We start from the raw sequence: 19,947 nt of genomic DNA on the forward strand, positions 1-19,947 counted from the left end.
CGATGCCCGCTTCAGATCCTGTCTTCAGATCACCTCCCTTGGCGGCGGAAGGACCGCTGCCGTTCGGATCCCTTGCCATCGCGGCGACAATCGCGTTCCTTGAGGCATCTGACCGGCGACGGTAGGCGTCAGTCCGACGCACAGCGAAAGAGTTTGCCGAGCACGTGCGCATCCTGTTGGTCGAGGACAATCGTGAGCTTGCGGACTGGCTCTCGCGCCTGCTCCAGAAGAGCCGCTACGTCGTTGACAGCGTCCATGACGGGCTCGATGCTGACGCCGCTCTCGCGACGCACAGCTACGATCTCATTATCCTCGACATCGGCCTGCCGAACATGACCGGGCTTGAACTGCTGCGCCGCTTCCGCCAGCGGCGCGGACTGGCGCCGGTGATCATCCTGACTGCCAACGATGCCGTATCGAGCCGGGTCGCAGGGCTCGATGCCGGCGCCGACGACTATCTCGTCAAGCCCTTCGAGCCGGATGAGCTGGAGGCACGGATTCGGGCTCAGCTCCGCAGGCGTCAGAATAGCCGCACCGCACATGTCAGCTTCGGGCCCCTGGTCCTGGAAACGGATGCGCGCCGCTTCATGCTCGGTGGTGCTCCCCTCGACCTGACGGCGCGCGAGTACAGCGTGCTTGAAGCGCTGGTTCTCGCCGGGGGGCGCATCGTCCCCAAGGCGAGCCTGATCGATACCGTTTTCGGCCTCGACGATGATGCGACCGACAATGCGCTCGAAATCTATGTTCACCGCGTTCGCAAGAAGCTCGGCGGCGGAGGGGTCTCGATCGGCACCTTGCGCGGCCTGGGCTACGCCCTGAGGCTGAAAGGTGAGTAGGAGCCTGCGCGCCGAGCTTCTGGCTTGGCTGCTGCTGCCATTGGCCGCCATCGTCGCCTTCAACGGCTGGACTCTGCGCCGGGACGCGACGCGGACGGCAGATCTGATCACCGATCGAACCCTGCTCGCTTCGGCGCGCGTCATCGCGGAGCAGGTCAAGGAGAGCGATGGGCGGGTCGAGTCCCTGATCCCGCCCTCGGCGCTGGAAATGTTCGCCTCGCCCGACCGCGAAAAGGTGATCTACCGGGTGCTATCGCCGTCCGGGGAACTCATTGCGGGTTTTCCCGATGTGGTGGAGCCGCCAGCGCCGCCCCAAGGGTTGGAGCCCGCCTATTACGAGGGCCAATTCCGCACGGAGCCCGTGCGCGCGGTCGCCCTGGCTCAACCCGTGATCTCCAAGGTGGAAGGCGGCAACGCGCTCGTCATCGTCGCGACGACCCTGCATGGCCGTGACCGGCTGGTGAACGAGATCTGGCAGAGCTCTCTGCGAGACCAGCTCGTGCTGGTGGGCATCGCCGCCCTGCTGGCCCTGCTGGGGTTGCGGCGCGGCCTGGCGCCCTTGCTCCGGCTGCGCGACGAACTGCGCAATCGCGACCCGGAATCGTTGACAGCGCTGGACCGCAATCGCGTACAAGGCGAGCTCAGGCCGGTCATCGACGCGCTCAACCATGCGCTCGAACGCGTGCGCGTCTACATCCTTCTCCAACGGCGCTTCGTGGCCGATGCTTCACACCAATTGCGCACGCCGCTGGCCGTCCTGAAAACGCAGGTTGCGATGGCGCGCCGCGACGACGATCCGCAGTTGCGGCACGAGGCGCTCTCAGCCATCGAGCGCGGCGTCGACAACATGGGCCGGGTCGTGAACCAGCTCCTGACCCTGGCGCGGGCGGAACCGGGCGGCGCGGCGCTGCGAAAGGAGCGGCTCGATTTCGGCGCAATCGCGCGCGACGTGCTCGTAGGCCTTGGAGCCATTGCCTTCGATAAGGACATCGACCTTTCCTTCGAGGCTCCCGATGCCGCGCTGCCCATCAACGGCCACGTCACCTTGCTGCGCGAGCTGGTGACCAACCTCGTCGACAACGCCCTGCGTCACATCCCTGAAGGGGGCAGCGTCGCCGTGAGGCTGGCATCGTCAAAGGCCGCGATTCTGCTCGTCGTCGAGGACAACGGCCCAGGCATTCCAGAGGCCGATCGCGAGCGGGTTTTCGAGCGGTTTCACCGCCTTGCCCCCTCGACTGTCGAGGGCACCGGGCTTGGGCTCGCGATCGTGAAGGAGATCGTTGCCGCCCATGACGGGACGATCGCGCTCACGGAAACGCAGCCCCCGCCGGGGCTGCGTGTCGAAGTCAGGCTACCGATGGCCGAGGACCAGCCATCACCTTCGGTTTGAGCCTCACTGCTGATCCTGTAGCGGCTTCGGGCGCCAGGTCGCGAGCCGGCCCTCGACCCAGGTCATCAGATACTCGGCTACGAGCGCCACGATCATGATCACCACGATCGCCGCATACATGCCGGCGGAGTCGAAGGTGCCCTTGGCGATGTTGATGAGCAGGCCGATGCCGTGGCGTGAGCCGACGAATTCGCCGACGATCGCGCCGATGATGGCGAAGCCGAAGCTCACATGCAGCGAGGCGAAGATCCAGCTCATCGCCGAGGGGATCACCACCGAGCGGGTAAGCTGCCAGCCGCGGGCGCCGAGGATCTGGGCGTTGGCCATCAGGTTCCGGTCTGCCTCGCGCACGCCCTGGAAGGCGTTGGCGAAGACGACGAAAAAGACCATGACGAAGGCGAGCGCCACTTTCGAGCCGATGCCCAGCCCGAAGATCATGATGAAGATCGGCGCCAGCACCACGCGCGGGATCGAGTTGAACACCTTGATGTAGATCGAGAAGATGTCCGCCAGCATCTGGTTGCGGCCAAGCGCGATGCCGACGACGATGCCCGCGACGGAGCCGAAGACGAAGCCCAACGTCGCCTCTTCCATCGTCACATAGAGGTGCAGCCAGAGAGAGCCTTCCGAAGTGCCCTCGATCGTCCATTCGACGAGCCTGCTCCAGATCGCGCTGGGGCTCGAAAAGAAGAACTCGTCGATGATGCCGGTTCGGGCCCCGAGCTCCCAGCCGCCGAGGATGGCGAGCAGGATGGCCCAGCGCCAGAACAGCACCTTGTGACGGCGATGGCGGGCAGCCTTGGCTGCCGCGGCCTCGATTTCCGCATCGGAGGTGCCGGGGCGGAAGCCGGTGGAGGTGGTGAGAACTGCGTCGGTCATGGCGCCCTCCTCAGGCTGCGCGGGCTTCGTCGCGGGCAGCGCCGCGCTCGACTTCGGCGCGAAGATCGTCCCAGATCCGGCGGGACAGCGCGATGAAATCGTCCTGGTAGCGGATCTCGCTCACGACGCGCGGCCGCGGCAGCTCGACGGGGTAGATCGCCTTCACCGTGCCGGGACCGGAGGTCAGCACATAGACCTTGTCCGCGAGCGCGATGGCCTCCTCGAGGTCGTGGGTGACGAAGATCACCGAGGCCTTGGCCTCCGACCAGAGGTTGAGCAACACCTCGTGCATGACCACACGCGTCTGCACGTCGAGCGCCGAAAACGGCTCGTCCATCAGCAGCACTTGCGGCTCGTTGATGAAGGTCTGCGCCAACGAGACGCGCTTCCTCATGCCGCCGGAGAGCTGGTGCGGATACTTGGTCTCATGGCCGCTCAGATGCACGCGGGCGAGCCACTCACGCGCCTTGGCGTAGGCTTCGTCGCGCGGCTTGCCGCGGAAAAGCGGGCCGGCGACGACATTGTCGATGACGCTGCGCCAGGGAAACAGCGCGTCCGTCTGGAAGGCGAAGCCGATACGCGGGTCGATATCGGTGACCGGCTGGCCGAACAGCCGAACTTCGCCGCTCGATGGCCGCGCGAGGCCGGTGACGAGGTTGAGCGTCGTGGATTTGCCGCAGCCCGTGGGGCCGACGACGGCGACGAATTCGCCGCGCGCCACGCTCATGTTGAAGTCCCGGATCGCGGTCATCGACTTGCCATCCGGCGTGATGAAGCGGCGCGAGACGTTGATGAGCTCGATGACCGGGCTATTGGCCGTGTCGGTTGCAGGCATGAGGCCTCCTTCGCCGCGAGGCGGCGTCGCTCGATTGCGCTTGATCAGAGAGGGCGGTGAGATGCGGCCGGCCTGTTCCGGCCGCTCTCCGCGCCGAAGCTTACTTCGCAGCCTTCACGAACTCGGTCGTATAGGTCTTCGACAGGTCGATCTGCTTGCCCTTGATGTTCTTCGAGAAGCCGGAAAGCACTGCGAGAACGGTCTCGGGGCCGCCCTGCGGCATCACGCCGTCGGCGGTGAACATCGCCTTGCCGTCGGCGAGTGCCTTCACATAGCCGTCCTTGTCACCGACATAATAGTCCTTCGGCATCTTGTCGGCGATATCCGCGGCGCTGTGGGTGTTGATGTATTTCAGCGTCTTGACGAAGGCGTTCGCCAGTTTCTGGACGATCGGCTTGTTTTTCTCCACCCATGCGGTCGGCATGTAGAGCGAAGCGGCAGGATAGGTGCCGCCGAGCGCGGCCTTGGTTTGCTCGATCGTGCGCATGTCGACGAGAATGCGCGCCTCGCCGGTCTTCAGCAGGCGCGAGATCGTGGGCTCGGTGGTCATGCCGGCCTGGATCTTGTCCTGCTGCATGGCGGCGATGAAGGTGGCGCCCGCGCCGACCGGCAACGAGGTGAAGTCGCTGAGCTGCACGCCGGACTTAACCATCAGATATTGGGTCAGGAAATTGGTCGAGGAGCCGAGACCGGTGACGCCGAGGGTCTTGCCCTTGAGGTCGGCCATCGATTTGACGTCGGGGTATTTCGACGAAACCAGCTCGACCTCGCCCGGGGCCTGGCTGAACTGGACCACCGACTGAACGAATTTGCCCTTGGCCTGCAGGTCGACGCAGTGATCGTAGAAGCCGACGACCCCCTGGACCACGCCGGCGAGCATTTCGTTTTCGGCATCGACACCGGCGGCTTCATTGAGAAGCTCGACATCGAGACCTTCATCCTTGAAGTATCCCAGGCTCTCGGCAAGCTTCGCGGGCAGGTAGATCTGCTTCTCGTAGCCGCCGACCATGATGGTGACCTTGTCGGCGGCGAAAGCCGAGGTGGCGGCGAAGAGCGAGACGATGGCGATAGAACGAATGGCAGCGCGCATGCGCATGGCGAGGCTCCTTGTCTGGTTTCCTACCCGGTTCGCCCCACTTTATGAGGAGGCTTGTCGCCGGGTTATCGGCCAGTAGCCCGCCAACCTTTCGCCAACCTTTCGACCGAGGGTTCAGCGTTCGCTCCAGAGCATGGCTGTCGAATCTTCCGCCTCCCTCCATTCGGACACGCCGGCCGGATCATCCTCGATATCGGCTTCGCCACCGACTCGCTTGGAAATTCGCAGCTCTCATCCATCGGATCGACCGCATCGCGACATGAAACAACGCAAATCTACGATCGATTTCAATGACGGATGTCACGGCCTGACATAGGTCCAGCCTCGCTCCTGCAACTCCATCACGCGCACCACGCCAGATTTTACCAGCGACGCCTCGGGCACGAGAGCAATTTCCTTGTTCTCAGCCTTGGCCATATTCTCCTGCGTATTGCCGCAGGCCTTGAAGGAAATTGCCGGGGTGCTCGCCGCGATCGCCTTGATCCGTGCCTTGACCGGGGAGGTGTCATCGCGAAGCATGTGCAAGCCCGGGCCAAAAGTGACAATCTCTATTTCTACCGGCTCTCCGAGATCCTTGTAGTATTGCGCAACATTCGTCGCGTTGTTGAGCGCCAGGTTCATCGTTGCAGGCTCGTTGGAGTTGACCTGCAGGATAAGGCGGTGCGTTTTTGTTTCCGACGCGTTTCGCTTTGATGCCTGCGCAGTGGCCTGCTTCCTTTCCTGCGCCACTGACGGCGGCATGGCGATCAGGAGCGCAGCGACGCCGGCCAGTGCAGCCCGCGCGATTTTCTCATAGCCAGTCATCACTGCTTCTCCCTTTTCGGTTCGAGGATTATCGACTGTTTGGCTTGGCAACGACGTTCGGCCACTTGCACGCTGCAGCGACCTTGGCTCGCACGACCTTCAGCCCGGCCAGCGCAAACTGCCCCTCATAGGTGCCGGCTCGGGCCACGAGGCGGATGTTGAGGCCGCCTTCGTCGGGCAAGGAATACAACAGATGCACGACATCGGCCCTGAATGCGGTGCCGGAACCGAATGACGAAGCCCCGGCTGCGACCTGCAGTGGCTGAGCGCCGTTGATGCGGTAGATGATGATGCCGTCAGCGCTGCCGCCGGCCACGGCCGGCCCTGAAACCGCCAATTCGGTTCGGCCGCCACGGCAATAGATGGACAGCCGCGTCAACGCGCCTTCTGATCCGCCGCTCGCAAGCGTCGTAGCGGTGACGATGGGAGCATAGTCGATCGGCGAGGTGGTCTCGCTGACGATCCAGTTGTCTTCGCCAGGCGCCGGGCGATCGGTCGGCGCGATGCTACGCGACAGCTTGTCGAGGCACTCCAGCCGCGCAGCGGGCTCCAGCACAGCGCAAGCGCGAAGATGCGCCACCGGATCGACCACATCCTGCGCCAGCGCGGCTCCGCAAGCGATCTCGAAGACGATGGACAGCATGGCCGCCTTCATCGCAGAGCCCGCGGTGCTCGCGTTTGGCGGTCCAACCACTCCTGGGCGGCGGGAAAGCGGTCGAGGCCCGGGACGGTCGCGGCCAGGTTGATCGACTTCCATTTCGCGTCGAAGCCGGGACCCTGAAGCCTGTCGATGCGGGAGAACAGCACATCCACAAAACGGGCTACGCGCTGATAGCGGTTCGTTTGCGCCGCCCAGTTGAACGCGACGAGCGCGGTCGGCACCGCAATCGTCTGCACGCGCTCTCCCGGCTTGATCAGCCCCGGATACTCGCCCGCCTCCAGCACGGCCGGAAGATAGTAATCCTCGAACTTGCTGTCGTATTTGACCGGAAGGAACTTGAAGCCGGGCTCGAAGCGCCCGCGCACGAATGCGTCGACCGGCTTCGAGGTGATGAAAACGACCCCGGCCATCTCACCTTTGCGCATCTGCTCGAGCGCCACCTGATGAGGGATGAACGTCTTGTCGACATTGATGCCGAGCCGGCTGAAGATCAGCGGCCCCGAATAGGCGGCAGCGGTGCCCTGCGTGTTGAAGTTCACCTTCTTCCCGGCGAGATCCTCCAGGCTCTGGATCTCCGGCCGAACGAAGATATGCAGCTCCGACGGGAAGAGGTTGAGGACATAGGTGATCCGACGCCGGATCTGGGGCAGCTGCGCCTTGTATTCGTCCAGAGCGTCGGAATTGATGATGGCCGTGTCAACGCCGCGCAGGTAGAGCAACGAGTTCAGGTTCTCGGTGGCGCCCCGCGTAACGATCGGCAGGACAAGCAAATTCGGCCCGTCATCGACGACGCGCGCCATCTCCGCCGCGAGACGAAGGGGCGCTCCTTCAATCAAACCGCCGGCAAGACCGACGGTCCAGGCGTTCATCTTGTCCTGTTCCGTCGCCTGCGCCGGGATGCGACGCGACGAGGGAGTGGCCTGGGCCTCGACCTTGGCTGTCTGCGCGAACAAATCAGCCGGCTGAAGCCCCGGCATGAGCGCTATCAAGGCAGTCAGCAGGAGCAGGCTTCGTCTGGCAAACCTCGTCATCCTCGAACTCCCTCGCGAGCGCACTAATCGGACGATGAACCGAAGCCGCATGGCCTGGCAGGCGCATCATCGGCTCAAAGTCTCGAACCTCTCCTTCGCCTCCCGAATGCCGCCCGCATGCGCCTTCGCGTAGAGCTCGCGCGCCCTCGCCACCTCGCCCTGCGTTCCAAACGTTTTCCAGGTCGAGAGAACGTTGGGGTCGTATGTCTCGGCCAGCATGAAGACCGCGCGCGGACTGCCCATCTCCGCAGCACGCTCAAGCACGATCCGCGCTGCTCCGATGTCGCCTTGGCCGAGCAGCGCGGCAGCGCGCGCAATCATCCTCGCCGCCTCGCTGCCGCCCGGCACGTCCGGGGCAGCGGGCGACGCGATGGCCGTGCCGGTGGCAGATGCGACCTGCCGGGCAACGGGACTGCCTGTCGTCGTTTCCGGCTGAATGCGCGCGGCAGCCGCGCTTCGCGCGGCATCAAGATCGGCGGCCCCGGCTGCCGCCTTGTCGCGCTCCTGGCTGAGCGCCTGTTGAAGCGCCGCCACGTCTTTCTCATAGGCTCGCCTGCGGAGTTCCGTCTGTTCGCCGATCAGCCGGAACTGCACGGCCAGCTTTTGGTTCACCTGCTGCGCCGTTGCCAGCTCGCTCGCCATCGCGCCATTCTTGGCTCGCTCCTCGTCGAGCGCCTGACGGAGCTGCGCCGTGTTAGCCGTCAGCTCCTGCCGCGCAGCCGCCGCATCCGCGAGGGCAGCAGCCATTTGCTGGCGTTGCCGCTCGAGTGATTGCGCGGCGTTTGCGGTGTCCGCTTGCTTGAGCGGCGCCGTGTCGGGGTCGGCTTGGTGAGATTGCGCCGTCTGCGCCTCGATCTGGCGCCGCGCCATCGCCAGCTCGCTCGCCAATGCGGCGCTGTGGGCGCGCTCCTCGTCGAGGGCCCGGAGGTGCTGCGCGGTGCTTGCGAGCAACTCCTGCCGCGCAGACGCCGCGTGGTCCGCCAGGATCGCGGCCCGCTCGCGCTCCTGCTTCAGCACCTGCTCGGCCGCCGGCCCCGCTTGCAACTGCGCTTCCAAGCGCTCGATGGTACGCCGAGCTCGATCCAGCTCCTGCGCCAGGGCCGCCTCTCGCGCCAGACCTTCCGGCGGGTTCCGGCCCGTTGGTTGCGGCTCATCCGGCCCGGGCGCCGCTGCAGCTCGTTGCTCCCGCATAGTCGGCGTCTCCGACGCGGGCGGGCCGGGCTGCCTGTCGACGGTTCGGAGGACTTCAGGGACCGCGGTCTTCGAGTCCCTGCTCGGCAAGCCCGCATCCTGAGCGACCACGCCATCGCCCGCAGGCGGCTCGGCAGCGACTTGCTTTACACAGCACAGCAGCAGCGTCGCCGCAGCGATGACAGTGACGACGGGCGTAAAGAAGCCTCGCCACATCCGTTTTACGGCAGGATCAGCGGCAACCGATCCTGCGCCGTGTGGCTGGAAATGAGCTCTGCGGGCAACCGGATGCCTATGCGTCCGCGTGAGCCCGATAGGGCCATCGTCCTTCCCGTCGGCCCAATCGCCCGCTTCCGGCGACCTGCCGCCGACGTCGCAATCAGCACTTGCATCGTCCTCGATGACGACGCAATGCCCGTCTTTCGGTGCGGTCTCGATCGCGTGGCGCATGTAAAGGACGCCTGCATTGACGGCGTTATAGAACCATAACTTCTCCGCTTTGCCTGAGAAAAAGCCCAAATCTCCTCATGGCAAGTATCCGGCACAGTATCGCGAATTGCCACGCCACGCCACACCGACTTCGCGGCCTGTCGACGTCTTGCGAGGGCCTGACCCTATGAAACGGCTCCGGCACCGACTGATGGGGCGGATGACCGCTCCGCGTGGATATCTTCCCGCCAGAGGGACTGCCGGTGCCGGATTGCGATCATCATGCCCTTTTGAGTAGCCGAAGCGCATTCTCGCGCTCGATCTGCGTGAGGTCGGCAGGGGACAGTAGGCTGATCTTCTGGAGCCCGTCGGCAACGACCTTGCCGGAGAGATAGGGAAAGTCGCTGCCGAAGAAGAGCTGCTGGCTCGGCACCAGCTGGAGAAGCGCCGCGACCGAAATCGGGTTCGCCATCGACACGACGTCGTAGTTGAGCCGCTTCAGTTCATAGAGCATGCCCTTCGGCAATTTCTCCGGCAGTCCCGGCGTGAAGAACATCGCCGCGTTCAGGCGCCCGGCCAGGAAGGGCAGCGTCCCCCCGCCTTGCGCGAAGATGAAGTTGATGTCCGGGCAGCGTGTCAGCGTCCCGCTAAACAGGAGACTGGTGATGCAGCGCGTCGTGTCCGTCGGGAACTCGATCAGCGCCGAGGATACGCCTTCCTGCAGATTGCTGCAGCAATCCGGCGCCAGCGGATGGACGAAGACCGTCGCCTTGCGCCGGTTCAACTCGTCGAAGACCGACGCGAAGGCGGGGTCGCCCGGCCAGCGCGAGCCGTAACTCGTCAGGATGCCGATGCCGTCGAGCTTCAGCACGTCGAGCGCATATGCGATGGCTTTCAGGCTGCCCTCGACATCCGGCAGCGGGATCGGCGCGAACATGCCGAAGCGGCCCGGATATTTCTGGATCATCTCCGCCCCGTAGTCGACGCAGGCCCTGGCGAGCCGCCGGCCCTGCTCGACATCCCCGAAGAAGATGCCCGGCGCCGCCACCGAGACGATCGCCTGGTCGACCCGGCTGCGCTCCATCTCGTCGAGCGAGCGCTGAGGCGTCCAGCCGATCATGGTCTCGGTCGGCAAGCCCTGAGCCTGGGCGATGATCCGCTCGCGCACCTCATCGAGGTATTTCGGCGGGAAGATGTGGTGATGAGTATCGATCCGGAAGCTGCCTTCCGGCTGCACCTGCGCGAGTCCGGCGCCCGCTGTCGCCGTCGCCGCTAATGCTGCGACGCTTCCCAGCAGCATGGCACGGCGGGACATGGTTTCGTCAGAGGTGGTCATTTCGGAATTCCCCTTTTTGGTATTGTTGTCGTTGCCGGTCGAAACCGGCGCCTGCTCATGGTCAGGCAGGAGCGCCGTTGGGCTCGCCCAGCCCCTCATGCTGCCGCGGGGTGTGGGCCTTGCCGGGCAGGCAGCAGACGCCGATGAGCCCGATCAGCCCGACGAGGATGACGTAATAGGCCGCTGCCGCCTTGTCGCCGGTGGTGGCGACGGCGTAGCTCACCATCAGCGGCGCGGCGCCGCCGAAGATGCTGTTCGAGACGTTGAAGTTGAAGCCCAGGATCGAGGCGCGGATGCGCGGCTCGAACAGCGCGGCGTTCATGACGATTCCCAGCCCGACGATCACGCTGCCGGGAATCGCCAGCGCCACCTGCAGGGCCACAAGTCCCCAGAGCGTCGGCGCCTGGATGATCCAGGCATAAAGCGGGTAGACGATCAGCAGGATCGCGACCGTGGCGATACCGTAGAGCAGGCGCGGCGAGGCGCCGCGATCGACGCGGCCGGCCCAGAAGATCGCGCCCGCGGCCGAGAGGAGACCCGCCACCAGCGTGCTGATGAAGGGCGCATTCAGGCCGAGATTGAGCTCGCGGACCGCGAAGGTCGGCATGTAAATGAACATGATGTAGAAATTGCCGCCGCCGAAGGCGAGCAGGGCGAAGGACGCCAGGAAGGCGCGGCGCTGCTTCGTCCAGATCTGGCGGATGTCGTCCGACCAGGACGTCCTGGCAACACTCGCAACGTCGAGCGTCTCATCGACATGGCGCCGGATGTAATAACCGACGGGGGCGATCAGCAGCCCGAAGATGAAGGGCAGCCTCCAGCCCCAATCGCCCATCTGCTGAGGCGTCAGCGTGTTGAACAGCAGGAAGCCGACAAGGCCGGCGAAGACGACGGCGAGCAGCGTGCTCGCCATCTGCCAGGCGACGAAAGTGGCCTTGCGGTTCGGCGGCGCCGATTCCGCCAGGAGCGAGACCGCGCTGCCATATTCGCCGGAGGCGGCGAAGCCCTGCATGAGGCGGGCCGTCAGCACGATCACCGGGGCGAGCAGACCGACGGTGGCATAGGTCGGCGCGAAGCCTATCATGGCGGTGGCCAGCGCCATGATCCAGATGGTGATCGTCAGGGCGCTGCGGCGGCCTTTCCGGTCGGCGTAGTAGCCCATCACAAGAGCGCCGACCGGCCGCATCACGAAGCCGACGGCGAAGGTCGCGAGTGTCAGCATCAGGGCGACGTTCGGATCATCGGCGGGAAAGAACAGCCGCGACAGGATCACGGCCAGATAGCCGTAGATGATGAAATCGAACCACTCCAGGGCGTTTCCCAGCGCGGCTGCGACGACGACGCGAACCGACGACCGTTGCGATTGCGTACGCACCGACATCTCAATCTCTCCCGTGATGAAATCGAGCTTTTGCTCTTGTTATGCGGCCATCGGCATATAGCCGGATTCCCGGATGATCCGGGCGGCGGAGGCTTCCAGCTCCCCGGCCTTGCGGCGCAGAAGAGCCGCATCATAGCCGAGCACGCCGCCGCGCTTGAGGACCTGCCCGTCGACTATGACGGTATCGACATTGTGGGCACAGCCCTGCTGCACGACCGTCCCGACCGGGTCATGCACCGGAAACAGGTTGAAATCCGTGGCCTTGAGCAGGATCACATCCGCCTTCTTGCCGGGCGTTAGGCTCCCGATCAGATGCTCTAGCCGTATCGCCCTGGCGCCGCCGATCGTCGCCCATTCGAGCGCAACGCGTGAGAGCACCGGCAATTGCGTCAAAGGCGGCAGCCCTTGCGCATAGTTGGCGCGATGTTCTAGCGCCCGCTGGTAGAGCATGGCGAAGCGCATTTCGTTGAACATGTCGCTGTTCGCCGCCGGAATACTGTCGACCCCGAGCGAGGGGAGCGCGCCGAGGGCACGGATGCGTCCGGTCACCGGATCGGCAGGGTGGACATGCAGTTCGATCATCGACGTCACGGTGAAGGAGGCGCCGGAATCGACGATCAGCTTGAGCTGCTCGTCGTCGATGTAGTTGCCGTGGACCACGTTGTGGTTCTCGTCGAGCAAGCCGAGCCGGGCCGGAATCCGGTATCCTTCCGGCGAGACCTGATCGGCGGGACGGCGCGCGGCATGCGAGCTCGACAGCAGGCCAAGCTCGCGCACCAGCCTGAAATCCTGCTCGACCACCTCGGGAACCGAGAATTGCGGGCCGAGGATCGCCGCCGCCAGGGTGACGCGGCGGTCGTCGGAGGAGAAGCGCTCGCGCCGCAGCCTTACCAGCCGCTCGCGCGGATGGGGCTCATGGGTGAATGGGATGTCGGACACCGTCTTGAGCGGTTTGGCCGTGCCGTGGCCGAAGACGGCCCTGAGCCCGCTCTCTTCCAGCGCGTCGACCGAACGCTCGGCATGCTCGAACGAGGTGATGTTGTGGCACCAGTCGAAGAGCGTGGTGACGCCGGCATTGAGCTGCTCGAGGGCGCCGACCAGTGTGCCGATATAGTTGTCCTCGGGCCGGAAGCGGGTGGCCATGTTGCCATGCATGATCCGGTGGTAGTCCGGGCCGGTCCAGTCCGCTCCGATCGAGCGCAGACCCGTCTGCCAGGTGTGGAGATGGGCGTTGACGAGGCCGGGCATCACGATCATGCCGCTGGCATCAATCACCTCGTCGGCATCGGCCTCGATTCCCGGCGCCACCGCGGCGATGCGATCGTCCTCCAGCAGAACGTCCGCGATGGCGAAATCGCCGATGGCCCGATCCATCGTGACGACCTGCCCGTTCCTGATCAGCTTCCTGCCCATGATGGCGCTCCGTAAATCCTCGAGATCGCAGTGCAGCGCCCGGCTATTCGCTGAAATGGGCGTAGGACGGATCCTGCCGTCCGATCGCGCCGGCATTGGCGTACTCGGTCGTGGCGGCAAGCTCCGCGGCCGTGAGGACCCTGACCTGGCGGTAGTCGCGGATGGTGCGGCGGTGCGCCAGCGACCAGCGCCCGCCATCGCAGCGCCAGCGGTCGAGATAGCGAGTGTGAACGGTGCGTTCCTCGATGTCGCCGTCGTCACGCTTGACGATCAGATGCGCGGTCGCCGAGGTCTCGCTGACCGCCCCCTCGCCCTTCAGCGCGACGAGGATGTTGCTCATGCTGTGTCGGTTGTAGAGCATGCTCGTATGCGCCTTCATCAGGAAGGCGACATAGTCGGCCCAGCTTCCGGAGAAGAGCGGCGGGAAATCCACGGTCGCGGTTTCATGCGCCATCGAGAGCAGGAGCTCGCGATCGAGCCGGTCGAGCCCGCGCGGATAGGTGTGGATCAGCCGGGTGATCTCGGCCTTGCACATCAGTTCGTGGACGGCGTCATGCCCCATTTTGGGTCTCCTGCCGGCCGCCTATCGAACGGCCGATGCGTGATGGATCTGAGGACCGGTCGTCGCGGCCGGAACAACGGCTTGCCGGGCGGCGCGAATGCAGGCCGGCAGAGGCCGGCGACGCGCCTTCCGCCAAGAGGAGGCCGGTGGGCTACGGCAGCTGAGCCCTCGCCCACCGGCGTCAGGCGGCTACTTCTCGTCGCCGACCACCGCGACGCACTGGACCTCGATCAGGAAGCCGGGAACGGCCAGGGCCGACACGGTGATCTGCGCGCTCGCCGGAGGATTCTTCGGGAACACTTCCTTGCGAACCGCTTGGAACTGGGCGCCGTTGCGCGCATCGGTGAGGTAGACCGTCATCGTGACGACATCCTCGAGCTTGCCACCCGCTTTTGCGAGCTGGCGCTCGATCTCACGGAAGATGAAGCGGGTCTGGCCCTCGACATCGCCGGCCAGGGACTTGCCCTGCTCGTCCTGCAGCGTGGTCACGCCCGCCAGCCAGACCTGCTTGCCGCCATGCGTGACGACGCCGGGGGAATAGCTTCTTCCGGCAAATTCCTTGGGGAGCGGCAAATACTCCCGTGCATAGGCGGCGCAGCAAGCGGAGACGGCGGCCGCAAACGCCAAGACTACGGATGCAGGCCTGACGTGTTCCCGAAATTTCATCTTCTTCACCCTCGGCGTTGTTTTTAGGATACAGTAGAAAAGCCGATATCATTCCAGAACAGCGAATAGAGACCGGCCCATGCCCGGTATCGGCCGCTCCAAATCTTTATTCTTGGGGGCATTATGCTCAGCGGCCGGCCGCCAGGGGAAATACTGATTTCAGCTCAATGCATCGGCTTCCACGATCAATCGCCGGATGGGATGGAGCTCTGGCGATCGCGGGCATACGGCTCTGCGTTACCGACCCACGCCTGTCGTGCGCCGGCCTGGAGCCGGCTCGGGGCACCTCATCCCGCGCGGACGTGACGCCATCCCGCCCCCCGCGGCTCAACCCATGCCGGTCCCGGAGTGGCATTCCATGTCGGGTTCCCGGTTGCGAACGCGCCTTGACGGCCTGCGGCATGCCGGCGACGCCTCAGGACTGGTCGATCAGGGCTTTGCCTTGCTCCCTGACGACATCGATGAAGGCCTCGACCGCCGGCGACGGTGCCCGTTCCTTCGACATCACGATCGAGACCGTATGAAAGGCCTCGGGCCGCACCAGCGGGCGAAGCACCAGATCATAGGCGCTTGCCAACGTCGCCGCCCAGGACGGCCAGGTCGCCACGCCCATCTGGGCCGCTACGAGGCCGAGCGTCGTGGTCATGTTCCTGACCTCGAAGGCCGGGCGAATCTCGACTCCGGCGAGCGCGAGATAGCGATCGATGCGCCGGCGCGCCGCGTTGTCCGGGTTGACAGAGATGAAGTCGTGATCGGCCAATTGCCGCCATTCGACCTCCTGCTCCGCCGCCAGAGGGTGATTGCGGGGGCACATCAGCATCAGGCGCTCGCTGAAGGCGGAGATGGCGGTCAAACCGTCATCCATCGTGTCGAAAACGCCAATGCCGCAGTCGAACAGGCCGCCGGCCACCCTGGACGACAGCAATTCGGGCGAAATCTCCTCGATGGCGACGCTGATCCCCGGATAGAGGCTACGGAAGCTCGCGATGATCTTCGGAAGCAGCGCAGCCGCCGCCAGCGGAGAGGCAGCGAGGCTCAACCGCCCCTTCTTGCGAGCAGCAAGTTCGCGGGTCGCCGTGAAGCCGTTCTCAAGCTCCATGAGCATCCGTTCCGCGAAGGGAGCGAATTCGCGGCCGGCCTCTGTAATCTCGACCTTGCGGGTGGTGCGATCCAGGAGACGCGTCCCGAGTTCGGCCTCCAATTCGCGGATCAGCACGGAAAGCGACGATTGCGTCGTATTCAGCCGATCGCTGGCGCGCGTGAAGCTGTTTAGCCTGGCAATCTCGAGAAACGCCCTGATCTGCTTCAGCGTGATGTTCATGGGCATTCGGTGGGGGCGTCGTTCAGCCACCTTCCCACATGGGCATCGGGTCCACAAGCCGCCCCCACCCCTGCCAAACGCTGGTCATCGGCATCGCCTGGCGCATCTGTGCGCATCGCCGTCGATAGAGCCAGATGACGGCAGCCTGGCGAACTGGCTTCGGCAATTGGCCTGAATGCCTGCTTTGCCGGGATGCCAATGCCCGCATCCGGCCGGGACAATGCACGACGCTTGCCGATACGGCCGAGGGGAACCGGCGGAAGCTTCGTCAGCTCGGCCTCAGCTACGGCGATCCGTATCGGCCGAGCCATCGGGCGCCCGGGCCAGCGGAGGCTTGGCGGCGGGTTGCTGCTTGCCCTTCGCGCCCTTGAGCAGGTCCCAGCTGTTCTGCTGGCTGACGCTCCGCTTGAGATAGGCGATCGTCGCGGCGGCTTCCGCCGGACTCTGGTCGCGCCGGGCCATGGCTTCGGCTTCGGCAAAGCGGCCCTGAAGCCCGAGCACGAGCACCAGGTTCTGGCGCACGCGCGCATCGGCGCCCTGCGAGGCCGCCGCCTCGGCGAGAACGCGCTCCGCTTCCGGCAGATGTCGGGACAAGGCGAGCGACAGGCCGTAATTGGACATGACCGTCGGCTCGCCCGGGGCGAGCTTCAGAGCCGCCTGATAGATCTGCTGGGCCCTCTCATGCTCCCCCAGCTGGTCGGCGACCGTGCCCTGCGCCGAGAGAATGCGCCAATCCGGCCGCTCCGGCGAATGGGCACGGGAGAGCACGTCGTCCGCTTCCCGAAACCGCCCGTTATCGGCGAGCGAGCGGCCATAGGCGCCCAGCAGCTCGCGATCGTCCTGGAAAGTCAGGACGGCACTCTGGAGCACGGCCAGCGCCTGCGCATTCTGATCGAGAGCCCGGAGCGCCCGGGCATAGGCGAAGGCGGCGTTGCGATCCTTCGGATTGGCCTCATAGCGTTTCGCCCAGTTCTCGCGCTCGGCCTGCCATTCGGCCGCGGTGCGCGGCTGCGCCGCCGGGCTGCGGGAGATGGACCCCGTGACATCCCCGAGGCCGCCACGGCTCTGGCAACCCGCCAGGGCCAGCGCACCGAGACAGATCGCGATCGTCAATCCAAGTCGGCGAGCACGGAAGGCCGGCAGGTCGGAGGCGAGCTTCGTTCGAATCATGGGCCGGATCGCCTCGCGACAACGTCGTCTGACTGGGTTCCTCTGGTGGTTCGGTGATAAAACGTTAACCCTAATGCATCCTTAATTCCGGCAGCCGCCGCTGTCCCAGAACCGATCGACCGACCCGTGAACAGTCTTCTGATCCCCACCTCCGACACCGCCGTTCCGATTCACGCGGTTTCTGCCGAGAGCTGGCCGGCCTTGCAGACGCGGCTTTCCCCCACCCATCGCAATTTCGCGCTCGCCCAGGGCTTCGCGGCCGGTGCCGGCCAGCATTGCCTCCTTCCGGATTCGCAGGGGACACTCGCGGCCGTTCTCCTTGGTGTCGAAACCGCGCGGCGGCAGCGCGATCCTTTCGGGCCGGCGCGGCTGGCAGCCCTGCTGCCGGCGGGCGACTATGCGCTGGAAGGCGAGATCGACGATCCGGGGCTCGCCGCGCTCGGCTGGCTGCTGCAGGGCTATCGTTTCGACCGCTACCGCAAGCCGAAGCCGCCGCGGGCGCGCCTGTCGCTGCCGGACGGCGTCCACGGCCAGGAGATCAGCCTGATCGCTGAATCGGCCGCACTGGCGCGCGATCTCATCAACACGCCGGCCAATGCGCTGGGGCCGGGCGAAATCGAGGCGGCGATCCGCGGGCTCGCCGCCGAATGCGGCGCGACGATCACCAGCATCGTCGGGGACGACCTGATCACCCGGAACTTCCCGATGATCCATGCGGTCGGCCGTGCTTCGACGCGGGCACCGCGGCTCGTCGATCTGGTCTGGGGTGATCCGGCCCATCCCAAGGTCACGCTGGTCGGCAAGGGCGTCGCCTTCGACACGGGCGGGCTCAACCTCAAGCCCGACGCCTCGATGCTGCTGATGAAGAAGGACATGGGCGGCGCGGCAGCCGCGATCGCAGCGGCGCGGATGATCATGCTCGCGAAACTGCCGGTGCGGCTGCGGCTGCTGGTTCCGGCGGTCGAGAATGCAGTTTCAGGCAATGCCTTCCGGCCCGGCGATGTGCTGGCAAGTCGCAAGGGCCTCTCGGTCGAGATCGGCAATACCGACGCCGAAGGCCGGCTGATCCTGGCCGATGCCCTGACGCTCGCCGATGAGGAGATGCCGGAGCTGCTCATCGATTTCGCCACGCTGACCGGCGCGGCACGCACTGCGCTCGGCCCCGAGCTGCCGCCCTTCTACACCCATGACGAAGGCCTCGCTGCCGAGCTCGCCCGGATCGGTATGGCCGTAAACGACCCGGTCTGGCGCATGCCGCTCTGGCGGCCCTATGACGGCCTGCTCGATTCCAAGATCGCCGATGTGAACCATGTCTCCAGCGGCGGCATGGCCGGCTCGGTGACGGCAGCGCTCTTCCTCAACCGCTTTGTCGAGAAGACGGAATCCTATGCGCATTTCGACATCTACGGCTGGAACCCGTCGCCCAAGCCGGGACGGCCCGAGGGCGGCGAATGCCAGGGTGCGCGGCTGATCCATGCGCTGGTGAAGCAGCTCTATCCAACCGGTTAAGGCTGATCGCCGAAGGCGATTGCGCCATCACGACCTTGGGATAATGATACGGCTCCGTAACGATCGGGAACCGTGCCTTCATGCCCCTCGAGATCAAGCCTTCGCAGGCGCTCAGACTGTGGCGGCAGGTCCATCTCGATCTGGTGCGGGACAGCGAAGCCGACCTCTCGGCGCGCCAGACGGCGATCCTGCTCACGGTCTATCTCGAGCTGCCGCCGCATACGGTGCGGGGGCTGGCGAAGCAGCTCGGCGTGACCAAGCCGGTCATCACCCGCGCGCTCGATACGCTCGGCAAGCTCGGACTGCTGACGCGCAAGCGCGACGAGGCTGACCGCCGCAACGTCGTAATCCAACGCACTGTCGCCGGTGCGCTCGCGGTCGAAAGACTGGCCGACCTCGTCACCGAGCACGCGAAGGAGATCGGCGGCAGCTGACGGCTCTCCCTGCCCACGCCTCGCCGCGCTACGGTATTGGACCTGATTCCTGAATCGGGTCCGATACCGTAGCCCTTTGTTGCCGCGTCGTTTTCCGCCGAAAACCGGATCCACTTTTCGGCACGATGCTCTAGATTGCGTCCATGACGATTCTCGACCGCCGCATCCATGCCTTCCGCCCCGATCTCGCCGCCCGCCATCTCGCGGGGAAGGTCGAGGCCGCTCGCTTCGCCGATGCGCAGCCAATGCGCGTCGTTGTTCCCTCGGCGCCGCTGCGACGTGAGCCGCGCCCTGACGCCGCGCTCGATACCGAGGCGCTCGCGGGCGAACTTGTTGATGTCTACGAGCGCGAAGAGGGCTGGGCCTGGGTCCAGCTCGCCACGGACGGCTATGTCGGCTACCTGCCCGACGACGCACTGCGCCCCGACCAACCGGCGCCGACGCACCGCGTCGCGGCGCTCAGGACCTTCGTCTATCCCGGCCCCTCGATCAAACTGCCGCCGCTTGCGTCGCTTTCGCTGAATGCAGGCGTCGCCGTGCTGGAGACCAAGGGCGACTTCGCCATCCTCGCCGATGGCGGGCACGTCTTCCTGAAGCACCTCGTCCCCGCCGACCGCTTCGAAGCCGATTTCGTCGCGGTCGCCGAACGTTTCCTCGGCGTACCCTATCTCTGGGGTGGCAAGACGAGCCTGGGCCTCGACTGCTCGGGGCTGACACAGCTTGCGCTCACTGCTGCCGGCATCGCCTCGCCGCGCGATTCAGATATGCTGGAAGCCGCACTCGGCAGCCCCGTTCCCTTCGATGAGAGCCTATCCGGGCTTAGGCGCGGCGACCTGGTCTTCTGGAAGGGCCATGTCGGCATCCTGACCGACCCGGATACGCTGCTGCATGCCAACGGCTACACGATGACGGTCCATCGCGAGCCGCTGCGGGAAGCGCGCGACCGCATCCTGACGAAGAGCTTCGGCGCGATCACAAGCATCAAGCGGCTGGGCTAGAACAG

The 19,947-nt window shown here is 65.4% G+C and carries 19 protein-coding genes; 5 read left to right on the forward strand and 14 right to left on the reverse strand.

Annotation, left to right across the window (positions count from 1 at the left end; translation table 11 throughout):
- Positions 1–164: 164 nt before the first annotated feature.
- The gene (locus AB4Z16_RS02830; protein WP_441509793.1) at positions 165–836 is read left to right on the forward strand and encodes a response regulator; all 672 of its coding nucleotides are present in this window, start codon (positions 165–167) and stop codon (positions 834–836) included.
- Complete coding sequence (locus AB4Z16_RS02835) at positions 829–2,226, forward strand: sensor histidine kinase (RefSeq protein ID WP_441509794.1); 1,398 nt, start codon at positions 829–831, stop codon at positions 2,224–2,226. The genes AB4Z16_RS02830 and AB4Z16_RS02835 overlap by 8 nt, the downstream gene beginning before the upstream one ends.
- A gap of 3 nt (positions 2,227–2,229) precedes the next feature.
- Here the strand turns inward: AB4Z16_RS02835 and AB4Z16_RS02840 are convergent, their stop codons facing one another.
- The 14 genes from AB4Z16_RS02840 to AB4Z16_RS02905 all read right to left on the reverse strand — a co-directional run bounded on the left by AB4Z16_RS02840 (position 2,230) and on the right by AB4Z16_RS02905 (position 17,001).
- Positions 2,230–3,105 carry an ABC transporter permease gene (locus AB4Z16_RS02840; RefSeq protein ID WP_441509795.1) on the reverse strand — a complete coding sequence of 292 codons (876 nt, stop codon included), beginning with the start codon at positions 3,103–3,105 and terminating at the stop codon, positions 2,230–2,232.
- Between the two features lie 10 nt (positions 3,106–3,115).
- Positions 3,116–3,940 (reverse strand): ABC transporter ATP-binding protein, encoded by an 825-nt coding sequence (locus tag AB4Z16_RS02845; protein WP_441509796.1) that lies wholly within the window; start codon positions 3,938–3,940, stop codon positions 3,116–3,118.
- Between the two features lie 100 nt (positions 3,941–4,040).
- Positions 4,041–5,036 (reverse strand): ABC transporter substrate-binding protein, encoded by a 996-nt coding sequence (locus AB4Z16_RS02850; protein WP_441509797.1) that lies wholly within the window; start codon positions 5,034–5,036, stop codon positions 4,041–4,043.
- Between the two features lie 300 nt (positions 5,037–5,336).
- Complete coding sequence (locus AB4Z16_RS02855) at positions 5,337–5,840, reverse strand: DsrE family protein (RefSeq protein WP_441509798.1); 504 nt, start codon at positions 5,838–5,840, stop codon at positions 5,337–5,339.
- Positions 5,841–5,868: 28 nt separating this feature from the next.
- Positions 5,869–6,483, reverse strand: a complete 615-nt coding sequence (locus AB4Z16_RS02860) for a hypothetical protein (protein WP_441509799.1) — start codon at positions 6,481–6,483, stop codon at positions 5,869–5,871.
- An 8-nt stretch (positions 6,484–6,491) separates the two neighbouring features.
- Positions 6,492–7,532: a TAXI family TRAP transporter solute-binding subunit gene (locus AB4Z16_RS02865; protein ID WP_441509800.1), complete on the reverse strand. Its 1,041-nt coding sequence runs from the start codon at positions 7,530–7,532 to the stop codon at positions 6,492–6,494.
- Positions 7,533–7,598: 66 nt separating this feature from the next.
- Positions 7,599–9,242: a coiled-coil domain-containing protein gene (locus tag AB4Z16_RS02870; protein ID WP_441509801.1), complete on the reverse strand. Its 1,644-nt coding sequence runs from the start codon at positions 9,240–9,242 to the stop codon at positions 7,599–7,601.
- Between the two features lie 190 nt (positions 9,243–9,432).
- Positions 9,433–10,488, reverse strand: coding sequence for an amidohydrolase family protein (locus AB4Z16_RS02875; protein ID WP_441509802.1), 1,056 nt, complete (start codon positions 10,486–10,488; stop codon positions 9,433–9,435).
- Between the two features lie 61 nt (positions 10,489–10,549).
- Positions 10,550–11,869, reverse strand: coding sequence for an MFS transporter (locus AB4Z16_RS02880; protein ID WP_441509803.1), 1,320 nt, complete (start codon positions 11,867–11,869; stop codon positions 10,550–10,552).
- A gap of 39 nt (positions 11,870–11,908) precedes the next feature.
- Positions 11,909–13,282, reverse strand: coding sequence for an amidohydrolase family protein (locus tag AB4Z16_RS02885; RefSeq protein WP_441509804.1), 1,374 nt, complete (start codon positions 13,280–13,282; stop codon positions 11,909–11,911).
- Positions 13,283–13,325: 43 nt separating this feature from the next.
- Positions 13,326–13,844, reverse strand: coding sequence for a nuclear transport factor 2 family protein (locus AB4Z16_RS02890; protein ID WP_441509805.1), 519 nt, complete (start codon positions 13,842–13,844; stop codon positions 13,326–13,328).
- A gap of 189 nt (positions 13,845–14,033) precedes the next feature.
- Complete coding sequence (locus AB4Z16_RS02895) at positions 14,034–14,417, reverse strand: RidA family protein (RefSeq protein ID WP_441509806.1); 384 nt, start codon at positions 14,415–14,417, stop codon at positions 14,034–14,036.
- Positions 14,418–14,925: 508 nt separating this feature from the next.
- A complete protein-coding gene (locus AB4Z16_RS02900) occupies positions 14,926–15,831 on the reverse strand; it encodes a LysR family transcriptional regulator (protein WP_441509807.1) in 906 nt (301 codons plus the stop codon).
- 279 nt (positions 15,832–16,110) lie between these two features.
- Positions 16,111–17,001, reverse strand: a complete 891-nt coding sequence (locus tag AB4Z16_RS02905; protein WP_441509808.1) for a tetratricopeptide repeat protein — start codon at positions 16,999–17,001, stop codon at positions 16,111–16,113.
- A gap of 126 nt (positions 17,002–17,127) precedes the next feature.
- On the opposite strand from AB4Z16_RS02905, the gene AB4Z16_RS02910 reads away from it, so the two are divergent.
- From AB4Z16_RS02910 to AB4Z16_RS02920, 3 genes are all read left to right on the forward strand, one after another.
- Positions 17,128–18,510 (forward strand): leucyl aminopeptidase family protein, encoded by a 1,383-nt coding sequence (locus tag AB4Z16_RS02910; protein ID WP_441509809.1) that lies wholly within the window; start codon positions 17,128–17,130, stop codon positions 18,508–18,510.
- A gap of 80 nt (positions 18,511–18,590) precedes the next feature.
- A complete protein-coding gene (locus AB4Z16_RS02915) occupies positions 18,591–18,944 on the forward strand; it encodes a MarR family winged helix-turn-helix transcriptional regulator (RefSeq protein WP_441509810.1) in 354 nt (117 codons plus the stop codon).
- A 143-nt stretch (positions 18,945–19,087) separates the two neighbouring features.
- Positions 19,088–19,942 (forward strand): C40 family peptidase, encoded by an 855-nt coding sequence (locus AB4Z16_RS02920; RefSeq protein ID WP_441509811.1) that lies wholly within the window; start codon positions 19,088–19,090, stop codon positions 19,940–19,942.
- Positions 19,943–19,947: the final 5 nt, after the last annotated feature.

It is taken from the genome of Allobosea sp. TAF32 (assembly GCF_052113585.1).
GTDB lineage: Bacteria > Pseudomonadota > Alphaproteobacteria > Rhizobiales > Beijerinckiaceae > Allobosea.